The 16,086-nt window shown below is 71.0% G+C and carries 16 protein-coding genes; 10 read left to right on the top strand and 6 right to left on the bottom strand.

What is annotated here, in order from left to right; translation table 11 throughout:
- Positions 1-75: 75 nt before the first annotated feature.
- From ACGF3C_RS03865 to ACGF3C_RS03845, 5 genes are all read left to right on the top strand, one after another.
- Positions 76-843: a hypothetical protein gene (locus ACGF3C_RS03865; protein WP_393218488.1), complete on the top strand. Its 768-nt coding sequence runs from the start codon at positions 76-78 to the stop codon at positions 841-843.
- Positions 844-915: 72 nt separating this feature from the next.
- On the top strand, positions 916-1,572 hold the full coding sequence (locus ACGF3C_RS03860; protein ID WP_393218485.1) for a hypothetical protein: 657 nt from the start codon (positions 916-918) through the stop codon (positions 1,570-1,572).
- Positions 1,573-1,582: 10 nt separating this feature from the next.
- The gene (locus ACGF3C_RS03855; RefSeq protein WP_357225866.1) at positions 1,583-2,392 is read left to right on the top strand and encodes an SDR family oxidoreductase; all 810 of its coding nucleotides are present in this window, start codon (positions 1,583-1,585) and stop codon (positions 2,390-2,392) included.
- Between the two features lie 169 nt (positions 2,393-2,561).
- Positions 2,562-3,101 carry an orotate phosphoribosyltransferase gene (gene pyrE / locus ACGF3C_RS03850; protein ID WP_112586136.1) on the top strand — a complete coding sequence of 180 codons (540 nt, stop codon included), beginning with the start codon at positions 2,562-2,564 and terminating at the stop codon, positions 3,099-3,101.
- Between the two features lie 57 nt (positions 3,102-3,158).
- Positions 3,159-3,536, top strand: a complete 378-nt coding sequence (locus tag ACGF3C_RS03845; RefSeq protein ID WP_030332125.1) for a helix-turn-helix transcriptional regulator — start codon at positions 3,159-3,161, stop codon at positions 3,534-3,536.
- 164 nt (positions 3,537-3,700) lie between these two features.
- On the opposite strand, the gene ACGF3C_RS03840 is transcribed toward ACGF3C_RS03845, so the two are convergent.
- Both ACGF3C_RS03840 and ACGF3C_RS03835 read right to left on the bottom strand, forming a co-directional pair.
- Entirely contained in the window at positions 3,701-4,522 is an 822-nt protein-coding gene (locus tag ACGF3C_RS03840; RefSeq protein ID WP_393218480.1) for a DedA family protein, read from the bottom strand.
- A gap of 129 nt (positions 4,523-4,651) precedes the next feature.
- On the bottom strand, positions 4,652-6,223 hold the full coding sequence (locus tag ACGF3C_RS03835; protein ID WP_393218477.1) for an LPXTG cell wall anchor domain-containing protein: 1,572 nt from the start codon (positions 6,221-6,223) through the stop codon (positions 4,652-4,654).
- 181 nt (positions 6,224-6,404) lie between these two features.
- Between ACGF3C_RS03835 and ACGF3C_RS03830 the strand changes: the two genes are divergently transcribed.
- A complete protein-coding gene (locus ACGF3C_RS03830; protein WP_112586142.1) occupies positions 6,405-6,884 on the top strand; it encodes a SigE family RNA polymerase sigma factor in 480 nt (159 codons plus the stop codon).
- Between the two features lie 2 nt (positions 6,885-6,886).
- Positions 6,887-7,948 (top strand): LCP family protein, encoded by a 1,062-nt coding sequence (locus ACGF3C_RS03825; protein ID WP_393218473.1) that lies wholly within the window; start codon positions 6,887-6,889, stop codon positions 7,946-7,948.
- Between the two features lie 73 nt (positions 7,949-8,021).
- Here the strand turns inward: ACGF3C_RS03825 and ACGF3C_RS03820 are convergent, their stop codons facing one another.
- Entirely contained in the window at positions 8,022-9,599 is a 1,578-nt protein-coding gene (locus tag ACGF3C_RS03820; RefSeq protein ID WP_393218470.1) for an LPXTG cell wall anchor domain-containing protein, read from the bottom strand.
- Positions 9,600-9,745: 146 nt separating this feature from the next.
- Positions 9,746-9,958, bottom strand: a complete 213-nt coding sequence (locus tag ACGF3C_RS03815) for a hypothetical protein (RefSeq protein ID WP_357260132.1) — start codon at positions 9,956-9,958, stop codon at positions 9,746-9,748.
- A gap of 124 nt (positions 9,959-10,082) precedes the next feature.
- Here ACGF3C_RS03815 and ACGF3C_RS03810 point away from each other — a divergent pair, with 124 nt between their 5' ends.
- Both ACGF3C_RS03810 and fbaA read left to right on the top strand, forming a co-directional pair.
- Positions 10,083-10,466: a phage holin family protein gene (locus ACGF3C_RS03810; RefSeq protein WP_238677616.1), complete on the top strand. Its 384-nt coding sequence runs from the start codon at positions 10,083-10,085 to the stop codon at positions 10,464-10,466.
- A 135-nt stretch (positions 10,467-10,601) separates the two neighbouring features.
- Positions 10,602-11,627 (top strand): class II fructose-bisphosphate aldolase, encoded by a 1,026-nt coding sequence (gene fbaA / locus ACGF3C_RS03805; protein ID WP_355004685.1) that lies wholly within the window; start codon positions 10,602-10,604, stop codon positions 11,625-11,627.
- A gap of 51 nt (positions 11,628-11,678) precedes the next feature.
- Here fbaA and ACGF3C_RS03800 read toward each other — a convergent pair whose 3' ends face one another.
- Positions 11,679-12,872 carry an LOG family protein gene (locus ACGF3C_RS03800; protein ID WP_393218465.1) on the bottom strand — a complete coding sequence of 398 codons (1,194 nt, stop codon included), beginning with the start codon at positions 12,870-12,872 and terminating at the stop codon, positions 11,679-11,681.
- A gap of 249 nt (positions 12,873-13,121) precedes the next feature.
- On the opposite strand from ACGF3C_RS03800, the gene ACGF3C_RS03795 reads away from it, so the two are divergent.
- Positions 13,122-13,550, top strand: coding sequence for a DUF3151 domain-containing protein (locus tag ACGF3C_RS03795; RefSeq protein WP_112586150.1), 429 nt, complete (start codon positions 13,122-13,124; stop codon positions 13,548-13,550).
- 46 nt (positions 13,551-13,596) lie between these two features.
- Here ACGF3C_RS03795 and ACGF3C_RS03790 read toward each other — a convergent pair whose 3' ends face one another.
- On the bottom strand, positions 13,597-16,050 hold the full coding sequence (locus tag ACGF3C_RS03790; protein WP_393218460.1) for a chromosome partitioning protein: 2,454 nt from the start codon (positions 16,048-16,050) through the stop codon (positions 13,597-13,599).
- Positions 16,051-16,086 lie beyond the last annotated feature (36 nt).

The raw sequence follows: 16,086 nt of genomic DNA, 5'->3' as shown, positions 1-16,086 counted from the left end.
GCGCCGGGCTCGTCACGGCATGCCGAACTGGCCGGTTGTCGATACGGTGTGGGCGCGATCTAGGGAAGGAGAATCGTGGTCGATTCCCAGAGCACGCCGGCCCGTCAGCGGCCATCCATTGTGTCGATTTCCAGTTACCTGCTCTTCCTGTTCCTGGCGCTCCAGGTAATCAGTCTGATCATCACGCTCAGCACCTTCGGCAAGACGCGGGACGCGCTCCGCGAGGCGTACGCGGGCAGCGGCACCGACGGTGACCAGGTGGCCGACGTCTTCGCCGTCATCGGCATCGGCGGGAGCATCGTCCTGCTGCTGCTCGCGGTCGTGCTGGGCGTGCTGGCCCTGTTCAACAACCAGGGCCGCAACGGTGCCCGGATCACCACCTGGATCGTCGGCGGCATCATGGTCTGCTGCGTGGGCGGTGGTCTGCTCAGCAACGCGGCCGGCGGTTTCAACACCGGTGGCGGGACCACCGGCGACGCGCCGAGCCCGGAGGAGATCCAGCGCCGCCTGGAGGAGGCCCTGCCCTCCTGGGTGACCCCGGTCAGCCTCCTGCTGGGTGTGCTCAGCCTGATCGCGCTGATCACGGCGCTGGTCCTGCTGGCGCTGCCGAAGGCCAACCCGTTCTTCCGCAAGCCCACCGCGGGCTGGGAGCCGCCCACCCCGGGCGCCAGCTACCCGGGCCACCCGCCGGCGCCGGGTCAGCCCGGTTACCCGCAGGCATCCGGTGAGCCGGGTTATCCGTCGAGTGGGGAGCCGAGCTACCCGCCGCCACCGGCGGCGGACCGCCCGGACGACACGCCGCCCACGGATCGGCCCGGGTCAACCCCGCCGCCGAGCAACTGACGGCTCGATAAGCACGACGCCGACGATCCCTCCGAGTAGGTTGCAACCCGACGCCTACCGGAGGGATTCGTCGTGTCGTACCCGGAATCGGCACCGGCCCGCCGGCCCGCCGCCGCCCTGTCGGCTGCGACGGTGCTGTTGGTGATGGCGGTCGCCGCGCTCGCGTACGCGGTGGTCTCCCTGGTGGTGCTGGGCGGGACGGTCGACGCGTTCCGCTCCGCCGCCCGCGACACCTCGGCGAGCCCGGAGCAGATCGACGGCGTGGTGGCCCTGCTCCGCGCGTCGGCCGTGCTGACGGCGGTGGTGGCGGTGCTGTCCGCGCTGCTGCTCGCCGGCCTGGCCCTCGGTCTGCTGGCCGGTCGCAACGGCGTTCGGGTGGCGACCTGGGTGGTCAGCGGGCTCGGTCTGCTCGCCGCCTGTTGCAGTGTGGTGGTGGTCGTCGGCGAACGGGCCGCGCCACTGCGAATGGGCTCCGGCGACCAGTCCCTCGCCGAGTTGCTGGGCCTGGTCGGTGACGCGTACCCGTCCTGGTGGATCCCGCTCAACGCCGGGCTTTCCGTCGCACAGGCGCTCGGTTACCTTGTAGTAGCTTCGCTGTTGGCGCTGCCGGCGGCGAACAGATGGTTCGGCCGCCACCGCACGACGGCGCCAACCGCATCGCCCATGTTCCCGCCCGCACCGCCCCAGCCCCCGTCGGCGCCGCATACGCCCCCGTACCCGCCCAGGTGAGGACCACTCCGTGACGCTCGACCCCACGACTGCCGAGCGCCGAGCCCTGATCACCGGGGCCACCGCCGGCATCGGCGCGGCGTTCACGCGACGCCTGGCCGCCGACGGCTGGCACCTGGTGCTCGTTGCCCGCGACGCGGCGCGGCTGACCGAGCTGGCCACCGAGCTGGGTTCCACGTCCGGACGCGAGGTGGAGACGATCTCAGCGGATCTGTCCACCGACGACGGCTGCGCCACCGTGGAGCAGCGCCTCGCCGACGGCAGCCCGGTGCACCTGCTGGTCAACAATGCGGGGATCAGCCTGAACAAACCGTTCCTGCGCTCCACGGCGGAGGACGAGGCGCGACTGTTGCGACTCAACGTGCACGCGGTCATGCGGTTGACCCTGGCGGCGCTTCGACCGATGACCGAACGGCGAAATGGGGCAGTGATAAATGTCTCTTCGGTCGCCGGGTTCGGGACGGCGATGCCCGGATCGACATACTCCGCCAGCAAGGCGTGGGTCACCAACTTCAGTGAGTCCGTCGGCCAGTCAGCGCGGCCGTTCGGCGTCCAGGTGATGGCCCTCTGCCCCGGCTACACCCGCACCGAATTCCATCAGCGGGCCGGCATCAACATGTCCAAGACGCCGGAGTGGCTGTGGCTGCGGGCCGAGGATGTTGTGGACGAAGCCCTGCGTGACCTGCGCAAAGGCAAGATGGTCAGCATCCCTGCGTGGAAGTACAAGGTGGTCGTGGCAGGTATGCGACACGCGCCGCGGCGGCTGCTCCAGGCGGTCGCGCGGGACACCCGCGGCCGGATCGGTCGCGACGAGCGCTGAGCCTCGACCGGCCCGCCGACCCCGAGCGAGTGGTGGGACGGCGTTGGCACGCCGCTGTCGGCCCAGTTGCTGAGCGTAGTCGAGCATCGCCAGTCATCGGTTCCCCTCGGGGCTGATCAGGGTGGACCCCACACACGGCGTTCAGAGTTGCGCAGTAACCTCTATCGCCATGGGGGACCACGACGACCTGCGTAAATTCATTACCGACCTGGCTGTGGTCCACGGCCGGGTCGTGCTCTCGTCGGGGCGCGAGGCAGACTGGTACGTGGATCTGCGGCGCGTCACGCTCCATCACCGGGCCGCTCCTCTGGTCGGCCGGGTGTTGCTCGACCTCACCGCCGACTGGGAGTTCGACGCCGTTGGGGGCCTCACCCTGGGCGCGGATCCAGTCGCGCTCTCGATGCTGCACGCCGCCGCTCCGACCGGCCGGGCCCTGGACGCCTTTGTGGTGCGCAAGGCGGGCAAGGCCCACGGTCTTCAGCGGCGGATCGAGGGACCGGAGGTGGCTGGCCGCCGTGTGTTGGCGGTGGAGGACACATCCACGACTGGCGGAAGTGTTTTGACAGCTGTCGAGGCGCTTCGCGAGGCCGGGGCGGAAGTCGTGGGTGTGGTGGTTATTGTTGATCGAGGCGCCGGCGACGCGGTGCGAGCCGCCGGATTGCCGTACCGGGCGGCCTATACGTTGGCTGACCTCGGCCTTGTGGCGTAAAAGTCTGCCGATTCGGATCTGCTGATATGCAGGCGGATCGATGCTGCTGGTGGAAGGATGGAATACGTGGGAACTGCGTTGGCCGAAATGACTATGCCTCAGATCTCGCCGCTAAACGGCGAGCCGATCGAACGTGCCGATGCCGAGCGTCTCGCCGGGGTCCTCAAGGCCCTTGCTGATCCTGCTCGGTTGCGGCTGCTCAGCCTGATCCAGTCGGCCCCCGAGGGCGAGGCGTGCGTCTGTGACCTGACCGCGCCGCTCGGCCTCTCTCAGCCGACGGTCAGTCACCACCTGCGCATCCTCACCGAGGCTGGCTTGTTGCAGCGGGAGAAGCGCGGTGTCTGGGCGTACTACAGCCTGGTCCCGAGTGCGATCGCGACGATCGCCGACCTGCTGACCCCGCCGCGTAAGCGGGCCACCAAGAAGGCCCGCTGACGTAGGCACCATGCCGTCCCGAGCCGGGGCGGCGTCCGGTGGCGAGCCAGGGGTGGCGCCACCGGTGGTTGACACCTGCTCGGCCCCGGTCGCACCACCGGAGGCCGGGTTCGACATGCCGACGGCCGACCCCCTCACCAGGGGGCCGGCCGTCGTCGTACCGCTCAACCGTCCTGACCGTGCTCCGGGCGCTGACGGCCGTCCTGGTGCTGGTCGTGGTCGAACGCGTCGCGGGCCGCCTCCACAGCGCCGGCGGCGCTGGCCGCCGCGACCACCGCGACCGCCTCGCCGCGCTTACGAGCCCGCCGGTCGCGGAGGAACTCGAAGAAGATCGGCAGCACCGAGATCACAATGATCAGGGCCACCACCGGCAGGATGTAGTGGTCGATCTTGTCGCCGATGGCCTGGTAGATCTGCTCGGCCAGCAGGTAGCCGATCAGCAGGATGCCGTCCACCCAGAGCACCGCGCCGACGATGTTCCAGAGCAGGAACTTCTTGGCCGGCATGCCGAGCGCGCCCGCGACCGGGTTGAGGAACGTCCGGACGATCGGAATGAAGCGCGCCAGCACGACGGCCTTCGCCGGGCCGAACTTCTCGAAGTAGTACTCGGCCTTCTCCACGTACTCCTTCTTGAAGAGCCGGGAGTTCGGCCGCTCGAACATCGGCCGGCCGTACCGCGCGCCGAGCCAGTGCCCCAGCTGTGCCCCGAGGATCGCGCAGATCGGCCCACCGATCAGCAGGCCGGCGAGGGAGAGGCGGGTGCCGTCACCGAAGATCGCGTCCGCCACCGGTGACGAGGCCACGCCGGCGAGGAACAGCAGCGAGTCACCCGGGAAGAAGAAGCCCACCAGCAGGCCGGTCTCGGCGAAGAGGATCACCCACACGCCGATCAGCCCGAAGGTCTGCAACAGATCTTTGGGATCGAGCGGGTTCAGGGCGACGCTCTCCACGAGAGCGCGGGTCTTCTCAGCTGTGTCCACGGCCACAAAGGGTACCGAAGCCCGGGGCCCCGGCCGCGCCGGACCGGCCCGTCACCACCCGCCCGCGCCGTGGGGCCCAACGACGGTGCCCCGCCGACCGTGGTGGTCGACGGGGCACCGGTGGTGCGGGGTGGATCAGGCGACGAAGCGGGTCCGGCGGCGCTTGGCCACCAGGTAGCCGCCGACGCCCGCGGCGAGCAGCAGCGCGCCGAGGCCGGCGATCAGCCCGGTGGACTGACCGGTGATCGGCAGCGAGCCGCCGTCACCGTCACCGTCATCGCCGCCGCCCTGGCCGCCGTCACCGCCGCCGTTCACCAGGATCTGCGCGGTGTCGTTGGCCGGGTTCAGGTCCTTGATCTGCTTGTCTTCCTGCCCGGTGCTCAGCTTGACCTCACCGGTCTGGCCGCCGGCCTGGTCGATCCGCACCTGGAACTCGTAGTCGACCTTCTCGCCCTTCCTGATCGAGCCGAGCACGAAGCACTGGTAGATCCGCCCGCCGGGCTTGCCCGGCTCCCACCCGTCGTCCTCGGAGCTGAAGCAGTCCTCCGGAGCGCGGACGGCGGTGACGCCCTTCGGCAGCGTGACCGTGGTGCCGATCCAGGGCGACTCGCTGCCACCCGAGTTGACGGCCGCCGGCCCGTTGTTGACGTAGCCGACAGTGAGCGGGACGGTGGCGCCAACGTCGCCGGTCACCTTCGCGCCGCGCGCTGCCACATCGGCCCGCTGGTCGCCGGTCACCTGAAGGTCGACCCAGGTCGAGTTGTCCAACGGGTTGACGTCGGTCTGCCCGGAGCGCATGTTCATGACCGGCTCGAGCTTCAGCTCACCCTCGGTCCCGTTCGGCCCGATCTTTGCCGGGAGTTCGGCCTCGGACCGGTACTCGTCCCAGTCGGCAGGCGTGAACCAGATGGAGAACCCGCCGAAGCTGTTCGGCGCCCAACTGTCGGCGGGCACCGTGAAGCCGAAGCTGTCGTCGAGGCGGAAGCTGGCGTTCTTGCCGATGGTCGCCTCGAAGCGGCAGGCGAATGCCCAGTCGTGCAGCGGGCCCTCGGTGTACTCGCAGTTCTCGTAGCGCTTCGACGGCTGAAGACCGTCCGCGCCGACGAAGAAGAGAACCGCGTCCTTCGCGGGCGCCTCGCCCCGGTTCGTCACCTGGAACGGGGCCTTCAGCGTGGCACCGGGCGCGCCCTTGAGCTCCAGGAACTCGTTGGTGGTGAGATCGACGCCCTCGCCGATCTCCACAGTCGAGCTGTAGGAGACGGATCCGGACTTGCCGTCCGACGTGACAGTGAAGTTCAGCTCGCCCTTCTGATCGGGCTTGGCACCGGCCTTCGCGCGAACGACGAGGGAGACGAGGTTGAGGTACGAGCCGTCGTCGTCCTGGTCCTCTACCTTGCACGTCAGGATCGCACCGGACTCGGTGCAGTTCTCCCCGCTGCTCTCGACGCTGGCGAAACCGTCGATCTTGCTCCGGTCCACCTTGATCGTGTAGTCGTCGGGCTGCCGCTCCGTGGTGAGCGAGAAGAGGGTTACCCACTTCTCGGTGCCTCCAGGCGCGACGATCACGTTGTTGGCGTACAGGTCGAGATTGTCTACCGCTGCGGCGGGGGCTGCCGGTGCGGCGACGGCCGGGCTGGCGGAGGCGGCGACGAACGCGCCTGCTACGCCCAGTCCGGCGAGCCAACGCCGGGTGGAGTGGGTGAGCATGAGGGGGGTTCCTCCAGTTGGGGGATCAGGTGGAGCCTGCGGATCTTAAGGAATTGCTAAGGCTGACTGCAGCCCTCAAAGCCGCCCGCCGAGCAAGACGAACCAAAAGGTTGATGAGCGTCACCGCAATGTTCGGTCGGTCCGCTTCCGTCAAGTGAGGCAGGAGCCCCCGGGAGGTGCAGTGACGTACGAGGAGTTCGCGGACACGCGGCTGGCCCCGCTACTGCGGTACGCGGTGATGCTGACCGGCGAACCACACCAGGCCCAGGATCTGGTCCAGGAGACCATGGTCCGGGTCCAGCTCAACTGGCGTCGGGTCGCCCGAGCCGACTCGCCCGAGCGTTACGTACGCCGGATGCTCACCAACCAGTACGTCGACTGGCGGCGCGGCTCGTGGGTGCGCCGGGTGCTGCTGCGCGGGGAGCCCGACGCATCGGTGCCGGTGCCCACCGATCACGCCCAGTCCGCCGTGGACCGGGACCAGGTCTGGTCCTGGCTGTCCCGGCTGCCGCGTCGGCAGCGGGCCGCGCTGGTGCTGCGCTACTACGAGGACCTGCCCGACGTCGAGATCGCCGACATTCTCGGCTGTGCCGTCGGGACCGTCCGTTCGTCCATCTCCCGGGCCCTGGCCACGCTCCGGGCCGAGTACGTGGAGGCGTGAACATGATCGAGGATGACCTGCGTGCCGCGTTCGCCCGGCACGAACCGCTGACCCCGTCGACCGGCCCGCTGCGTGTCGCGATCGACCGGCTCGCCGCTGTCCGCCGTCGCCGCCGCCAGCGGTTGCAGGCCGCTGGCGTCACGCTCGCCCTGCTCGCCGCGCTCGGAGTCGGGGTGCCGCAACTGCGCCCCGATCGACCAGTTGCGGATCCGTTGATGTCCGGACAACCGGCTGACGCGCAGTCCGGGGCGCTGAACGTCCTCTTGCTCGGGGTGGACGGCTTCGGCGAGCAACCGCCGTACCGGTTGGCGGACTCCGTCCTGCTGGTGCACATCCCTGCCGACCGGAGCCGGCCGTACCTCATCTCGTTGCCGCGCGACCTGGAGGTGTCGATCCCCGGCCGGGGGATCGACAAGCTCAACAGCGCGTTCTGGAGCGGTGCCGGTGAGCCCCGGCCCGACCTGGACGCCGGCTACGACCTGACCCGCCGGGTGGTCGCCGACCTGACCGGGGTACCCGTCGACGCCGGCGCGGTGCTGACCTTCGCCGGTCTGCGCCGGATCACCGAGGCGGTCGACGGGGTGGAGGTGTGTCTGCCGAAGGAGGTGCGGTCCTGGCACACCCGCCGGACCTTCCCGGCAGGCTGTCAGCTGCTCGACGGGGCTGCCTCCGTCGACCTGCTGCGGCAACGGCGGTATCTGCCCGACGGCACGTTGGACCGGGACCGCAACGCCCAGCGCTACGTCGCTGGACTGGTCCGGCGGGCCGTCGCCCAGGACGTGCTGACCAATCCGGTACGGCTCACCGCGCTGCTGTCGGCCGCCGGCACGGGTCTGGCGGTCGACGACGACGGCCTGCCGCTGACCAGGCTGGTGGCGGTGCTACCCGAGCTGAGGAGCGTCGACCCGGTGGGGCTCAGCCTCCCGGTGGGCCAGCCGGTGGATGACCGTACGCTGCTGCCGCTGGCCCCGGAGCAGGGCCCGGCGTTCCTCGCCGCGCTGCGCGAGGATCGGTTGGCGCAGTGGGTGGCGCAGCACCCGGAGCAGGTCAACCCCGTCCGCTGACGGACGAGGACTTCACGACGACGCCCCGCCAGCCCGGTACGGGCTGGCGGGGCGTCGGTCGGGTCGGGGTGGGTCAGGCGGTGAAGCGGCTGCCGTGGCGTCGGGCGAGCAGGTAGCAGCCCGCACCGGTGACGAGCAGCAGGGCGCCGATGCCGGCGATCACAGTGGTGGGGGCGCCGGTGATGGGCAGCGAACCGCCGCCACCGCCACCGCCGTCGCCATCACCGTCATCATCACCTTGGCCACCGCCGCCCTGGGCCGCGTTGACCACGATGGTGGCCCTGTCGTTGGCCGGTTTGATGTCGTCCTTGAAGGCGCCGCCGGAGGGGCACTCGCACGGCGCGTTGACCCGCACCGCGCCCCGGGCGTTGGGGATGACCTTGTCGATACGCAGCCGGAACTTCACGGTGTACGTCTGCCCGGCCACCAGGAGCATCTCCGAGGCGCACAGGTACGTGCGGGTGGTGTCCTGCCGCAACCAGCAGTTGTCGGGGACCCCGACGGCGGTGGTGCCCGGCGGTAGCTCGACGTCGGTGTGGGTGGCGGCCTCGAAGTCTCCGTTCGTCCTGTCGAGCGTCGCCGGGCCGTTGTTCCGGAAGCCGACGGTCGCCGTGACGACGGCCCCAGCCGCGCCCTTGAGCGTGGCGCCGATCGCCGCGAGGTCGGTGCCGTTCGTGCCGGTGGCCTTGATGGTCCACCCGGTGTACTCGTTACCCGGGCCGACGTCGGTCTGGTCGGCCTGCCGCACCCTGCTGGGTGCCTCGGCCAGAGTCAGTTTCGGGCCGCTGCCGGGGGTGGCCGCTCGTGCGCCGACGGCCGCCCGCACCCGGGTCAGGTCCTCGAAGTCGGCAGTGGTCATGAACTGGGCGTAGCCCGACTGGTTGGTCGGCGCGGCGGTGTCCTTGGCGAGTTCGAGGTTCAGCGTGGTGGCCAGCCCGGTGCCCACCGGGATGTCCTCGTCGAAGTGGCAGGAGACCAGGTGGTCGTCGGCGTAGCGGCAGTTGCTGAACCGGTCCTTGGTGCGGATCGAGTAGGGGAGGTCGAAGACCGCGACGAATCCGGTGACGGTCCTGTCGCCGGCGTTGGCCACGACCAGCGGCACAGTGAACTTCCCACCCGGCTTGGCGGAGAGGCTGGTGTACGGTCCGCCGGCCAGGTCGACCCCCTCGCCGACCCGGACGTGCGAGGTGTAGCTGCCGCGCCGGCCGCTGGCCGCCTGGAAGCTGACCGCGACGTCGCCGGAGTCGCCGACCTGCGCCTCGTCGGTGGCGGCGATGAGTACCTGCTTTGCCCCGTTGCCGTAGATCCCGCTGCCGACCGGCGCCATCTCGTACAGGACGATCTCGTCGGGCTCCTCGCAGACGAGAACGCCCGACTCCGGGGCGGTGCACTTCTGGCCGTTGGCCGGGGCAATGGTGATCTTGTTGGCGAGCGAGCGGTAGTCGTACCGCACGGAGACGTCGGTGAGGACCGTCGGCTCGTCGGCGTACAGCGACAGGGCGCGGGTTGTCGGCGTCGCACCGACGGCCAGGGTGGCGTCCTGGAAGTAGGGCTCGACGGCAACCGCGGCGACGGCGGGGGTTGCGGAGGCGGCGACCAGCGCGCCAGCCGCGCCGAGCCCGGTCAGCCAGCGGAGCGAGTGCTTGAGCATGGGGTCCTCCCGTGGGGGGTACAGGTGGCGCTCGTCCAACCTAGGGACGCCCGGACCCTCCGGTAACCCCTTCCGGATCGATATTTGTCTAATGACCCGAACGGCTGAAGACCCCTGTCGCAACGGGCAGCCGACCCGCGGCGGAATCAGCGGTAGTCGTCCTCGTCCCCGGTGACCACCCGGGCCTGCTCCATCGCGTCCCAGTCGTCGACCTCCAGGCCGCGGTGCGGCTCACCGTCAACGTCGGTCGGGCCGGCGACAGTGGCCTGCTCGACCGCGTCCGCCGGGTCCGCCTCGGGGTCGCGCTCGTCGGGCGCGAGGTGGTCACCGGGGGTGAAGTCCTCGTCGGGCTGACCCATCGTCCCTCCCGGGGGTCTCGGGGCACGGTTCCCACCCACCGTACGGGCTGGGCCGGCGCGCCGCCCGGAAGCCGAGTAGGCGGAATCAGCCCTCGGCGACGCGCCCCGGTGCCAGGATGGTGCCGTGGGCTTCCTCATCAGACTGGCGATCACCGCGGTCGCGTTGTGGATCACCACGCTGATAGTGCCCGGCGTCGACGTGCATGGTCGCTCGGGTGGCAACACAGTCCTCACCCTGATCGTGGTGGCTCTGATCTTCGGCGTGATCAACGCGGTGCTCAAGCCGGTGATCCGGGTCGTCGGTTGTGTGTTCTACCTGCTGACCCTGGGCCTGTTCGCGCTGGTGGTCAACGCGTTGCTGTTCCTGCTCACCGACCGGATCGCCAGCGGGCTCGACCTGCCGTTCCAGGTGGACGGATTCTGGCCGGCGTTCTGGGGAGCCATCGTGATGACGGTGGTGACCTGGTTGATCAGCGTCATCGTGCCGGACAACCTGGACCGCCGGTGAACGACCAGCACCGGGTCGGTTGTTCCGGCGCACCTCACCTACGGGATACTTCCGGGCGGAGGACAGCGCGGTCCGGCGCACAAATGAAGAACAGCGGCCAGCACGGCCGAGAGTGGTAAGTAAGGAGCACATCACATGCCCATCGCTTCCCCCGAGGCTTACGCGGAGATGCTGGACCGCGCCAAGGCTGGCCGGTTCGCGTACCCCGCGATCAACGTGACCTCCTCCCAGACGCTGAACGCGGCGCTCAAGGGCTTCGCCGACGCGGAGAGCGACGGCATCATCCAGGTCTCCACCGGTGGCGCCGAATACCTCTCCGGTCCCTCGATCAAGGACATGGTCACCGGCGCGGTGGCGTTCGCCGCGTACGCGCACGAGGTCGCCAAGAAGTACTCGGTGAACATCGCCCTGCACACCGACCACTGCCCGAAGGACAAGCTGGACGGGTTCGTGCGTCCGCTGATGGGCATCTCGCAGGAGCGGGTGAAGCGCGGCGAGGAGCCGCTGTACCAGTCGCACATGTGGGACGGCTCGGCAGTGCCGGTCGCGGAGAACCTCGAGATCGCCGCGCAGCTGCTCGACGAGGCCGCCAAGGCCAAGATCGTCCTTGAGATCGAGGTCGGTGTCGTCGGTGGCGAGGAGGACGGCGTCGAAAACGCCATCAACGACAAGCTCTACACCACCACCGATGACGGCCTGGCCATGGTCGAGGCGCTCGGCCTCGGCGAGAAGGGCCGCTACATGGCGGCGCTGACCTTCGGCAACGTGCACGGCGTCTACAAGCCGGGCAACGTCAAGCTGCGTCCGGAGATCCTCAAGCAGATCCAGGACGCCGTCGGCGCCAAGTACGGCAAGGACAAGCCGCTCAGCCTGGTCTTCCACGGCGGCTCGGGCTCCCTGCTGAGCGAGATCCGCGAGGCTCTGGACTACGGCGTGGTGAAGATGAACATCGACACCGACACCCAGTACGCCTTCACCCGCCCCGTCGTGGACCACATGCTCCGCAACTACGACGGCGTGCTGAAGATCGACGGCGAGGTCGGCAACAAGAAGCAGTACGACCCGCGCGCCTGGGGCAAGGCCGCCGAGGCCGGTCTGGCCGCCCGGGTCGTCGAGGCCTGCGAGCACCTGCGTTCGACCGGCACCACGATGACCAAGTAACGACGTTCCACCCGACGGCCGGCTCCCCGCACTGGGAGTCGGCCGTTGTCGTCAGGTCGTCAGCAGGCGTACGGCCTCGCGAACGTCGTCGGTGAGGTGGATCGTCGACGACAGGTCACCGAACGGGGACGCGGCCAGCAGCGGACGCAACAACGCCTCCACCGGCAACTCCCCGGTCCAGTAGGCGCGGTCCAGGAAGATGTACGCCCCGCTGGCGCCGTCGGTGCCGTAGTAGGTCTTGGTGGCCGCCTGGAACACCTCCTGCACCGTGCCCGCCCGCCCCGGCGCGAAGACGATGCCGCCCCGGGCGAGGCGCAGGATGGTGTCCTCCCGGATCGCGTTCGAGAAGTACTTCGCGATCCGCCCGGCGAACAGGTTCGCCGGCTCGTGCCCGTACAGCCAGGTCGGAATGGCCAGACCACCCGCACGCGCCCAACCCAGCTCGTCGCCACGTTGCCGGGGCACCCCCGCGTACCGCTGCCGGACCGTCAGCGCCGTGGCTGTGTACCGGTGGTGGTCGGTGAAGTCGGGGGCGGTGGCCAGCAGGTCGATCGCGGCCGTCACATCGGTCTCCGGCCGGTCCGCCAGGTAGGCGCCGAGGTTCGCGGCCTCCATGACACCCGGGCCGCCGCCGGTCACCACCAGCCGGTCGGCCCGCGCCAGCTCCCAACCCAGCACGGCCGCCATCCGGTACGCGGGACTGCCGCGCCGCACCGCGTGCCCGCCCATGATGCCCACCACCGACTGCGGCCCGAACGCGGTCAGCCAGACCCGGGTGGCGTCGGCCAGCGCGTTGTCCACGCCGTGATCGTGCAGCCGTTGACCCAGCGCCTCCTTGACGTCCGGCAACGCGCCGCCGTGCGCCCGGTAGTGGTCGTACACCCGGGTGTCGTACATCCCGGTGAACCCGCCCTCGGCGAACCCGGCGGCCAGGTCGTCCGGGGTGTAGAGGTGCGTCGGCTGGGTCGGGTACGGCAACCCGGAGAACGGCGGCACCACGTTCGCGCCCCGCCGGACCAGGTCGGCACCCACGTCCCGGGACGCGAACAGGCAACCGACGAAAAGGGTGCCGGCGACGTCGACGCCGGTCAGGTCGGGCACCGGCGCGAGGTCGAGCCGCAGGCCCTGCACGGTCAGCCCGGCCAGCCGGCCGGTGGCCAACTGCTGGTCGAACTCGGCCCGGGTCTGGATCTCACCGGCATGCAGGTGCGGCTCGATGACGTCCGCGGGAGGTGGGGTCGGCACCGGGCCATCCTGCCCCTCCGTCGGGGCCGGTCAAACCTCGGGCCAGGGGTGGAACCGACAGGAGCCCGATGGTCGTGGCCACCGGGCTCCTGCGTTACCGGTTCCTGGGGAGGCTCCGGACCATTATTTGTAGTGGAAAACACCAGGCAGCGGCATAGGCCGCAGGCGTGACCAACTCCTCAGCCGTTCAGCGGGACACGTCGGCCGACCCGCTCGCGTGTCGCCCTGTCCAGCGGGTTGAATGGGGCGATGCAGAACCTTTTGCCAGAGCCACCGGCCACCCGCCTGCCCGTGAACGACGAGGCCGACGCCGCCCTGGCCGCCGCCGACGAGGCCGGCACCGATGAGGCGTACGCCAACGTGGCGGCCGGCTTCCCGACCTACAGCGCGGCCTGGGCGGAGCTCGCGGCGCGGGCGTTCGCGCAGGGCCAGGTGGTGACGGCGTACGCGTACGCCCGCACCGGCTACCACCGGGGCCTCGACCAGCTGCGTCGCAGTGGTTGGAAGGGGCACGGCCCGGTGCCGTGGTCACACGAGCCCAACCAGGGCTTCCTCCGCTGCCTCTACGTGCTGTCCCGTGCCGCCGACGAGATCGGCGAGGCCGACGAGGCGGCCCGCTGTGCCCAGTTCCTGCGCGACTGCGACCCGGAAGCGGCGGACGCGCTGGCGAGCAACTGACCACTGCCCCGACGGCCGGCCCGAGACCGGGTCGGCCGTCGGCGGGTCACAGCCCTTCGGCGACCGCGGCGGCGATCTTCAGCCAGGCGTCCCGGGTGGCCGAGGAGAGCCCGCCGTACCGGATCGGCTCGCCGCTGTCGATGAGCCGCTCGTACGGGGCCAGCAGCACCGCCCGGGTGCGGGCCGCGAAGTGCTCCTGGATGGCCGGCAGGTCGATCTCCTTGCGGGACGGTGGCATCGACACCACCGTCACGGCCTGGCGGACCAGCCGTTGCCGGCCGCTCTGCTCCAGGTGGTCGAGCATCCGGGCGGCGGTCTCGGCGGAGTCGTTACGGGCCGACATGGTGACCACCAACTGGTCGGTGGCGTCCATCGACGCCTGCCAGTTCTGCGCCCGGACGTTGTTCCCGGTGTCCACGAAGATCAACTTGTAGAACCGGCTGACCACCTCTCGGATCTCGGCGAACGCGGCAGCCGTCAACATCTCGCCGCCGGTGGCCGACTCGTCCGAGGCCAGGACGTCGAACATCCCCTCGCCCTGCGAGCGGACGTACTGCGACAGGTCCCCGACCCGCCCGTGCGCACCCTGGAACTGCCCGAGGTCACGCAGCATGTCCCGCACCGTGCGGGAGTGGAAGTCCTGTTGGGCGCGCATCCCGAGCGTGCCCTGGGTCTCGTTGTTGTCCCAGGCCAGTACGTAGCCGCCGCGCTTCTGACCGAACGTCATCGCGAGCAGCAGGATGGCCACCGTCTTCCCGGCGCCGCCCTTCGGATTGACGACGGTCACCTGCCGCAGACCGCCGAAGTTGCGGCGCACCATCTCGATGTCCCGCTTGAGCTCCTGCTCGTGCCGCCCCGGAGAGAGCCGGAGCAGGCCCATCTTGTTGACCACCGCGCGTACACCCATGGTCGCCACCGGATCGGCGGGTCGAACCTGGCGGCGTCGGGCGAAATCCTCGGCGGTCGGTGCGGCTGTGGTGTCCGGTGTCCAGCTCGCGTCCGGGTACGCGGTCGCGTCCGGGTACGCGGGGGCCGGGACCCGGGTCACCCCGTCGGCCTCCTGGTACGGCTGCCCGGGCGTGCCGCCGGGCGAGCCCTGCTGCCAGGGCGGTGGGTGCCAGCCCGGCGAGGGCGGGAACGGCCCGGGCGGTGGGGTCGCCGGCCCGGCCTGCCCAGGAGCGTGTTGCGGTGCGGCAAGGCCGTGCGGTGGGTTGCTGAACTGCGTCACGTCGGGCGGTGGCGGAATCTGCGCCGGGCCGACCTGGCCGGGGATGAACGGCTGCCCGGGGTGTGCCTGCGTGGGACCGGCGTGCGGAACGACCGGAGGCGGAGGCGGAACCGGAGGTGTCGCGCCGGCCTCGTCCGGAGCGGGCGCGGCCGTTCCGGCCGGGCGTTGCGGCGGGTACGCCCACGGCGACTCGGCAATCGGCCGCGCCGGCCCGTCAGGGGACCCGTCCGCACCGGCCCCGCTGGCCTGTTGCACCGGCTGGCCGGGCTGTGGTGCCGGCCCGCCGGGCTGCGGCGCGGTCCCGTCCGACTGTGGTGTCGGCCCGCCAGCCTGGGGCATGGGCACACCAGGTTGTGGTGCCGCCCTGGCCGCCGCGAAGGCTGCGGCCGAGGGGTCTGCCGGCGCGGGGCCGGCGGCCGTCGGACTGTCGGCGGCACGCGGGCTGTCGGTGGCGTTCGGGCTGGCAGCGGACGCGGTGGCCGCCGAAATGGGCGAGCCGGTGGCGGCGGCCGAGGTGGAGCGGTCGGCGGGTGCCGATGCGGCGGAGCGGTCGGCGGCGGTCGGGTGATCCAGGGTGAACGGCAGGTTCAGGTCGACGCTGCCCGGGGTGATCGGCGCGGCGGTCGGGCCCCGGTCACCGGGCAGTACCTGTGCCGCGTCGGGCGCGGCGCTGCCCGCGTCGCTCCCGGCGGGACGGCCGTCGCGCGGTGCGGCGGTGGTGCTCGGTGTCGCGGCGGCAGCCGGGATGCAGGGGCCGGTTGGCCCGCCGTTGCTCCCCGGGCCGGTTGGCCCGCCGTTGCCCCCGGGGCCGGTCGACGGCGTCGTCGGCCGGGCAGCGGTCGCAGGCGGAGCGGCCGGGGGTGACGCAGCGGCCGGGTCTGCCGGGGGTGACGCAGCGGCCGGGTCGGTCGGCGGCGGCCAACTCGGCTGCGCCGGCGCCCAACCAGACCCGACGCCGGACGGGCCGCTGGCCCCCCACCCCCCGGGCGCCGGGACGGCGCCGGTGAGCGACGGGTAGTCCGACGGCGAGGGCGGCGACTGGGCCGCAGCGCCGGGCTGGCCGGGAACCGGCGGTCGCCCGATCGGCGGCGCGGCCACCGGTGGCGTGACCGGATGTGTGACCGGCGACGGCCCACCCCGCTGCTCGGCGACAGCAGCCCACGGCGGCACCGCGCCCCGGTCGCCCGGATCTGGCGGCCAGAGTGGTTCGACGTCCCGCTCCGGCACCGGCTGCTGGCCGGGCACCTGCGCCCGGTCGGCGTTCTCGTCCATTACGGCCCTCCCCAGTCCTCCTGCGAGGATAGGCCC

The sequence above is a fragment of the Micromonospora sp. NPDC047762 genome, from assembly GCF_043204655.1.
GTDB lineage: Bacteria > Actinomycetota > Actinomycetes > Mycobacteriales > Micromonosporaceae > Micromonospora.
Note: the sequence above shows the minus strand (reverse complement) of the source record. Positions and strands in the feature narration are given on the sequence as shown.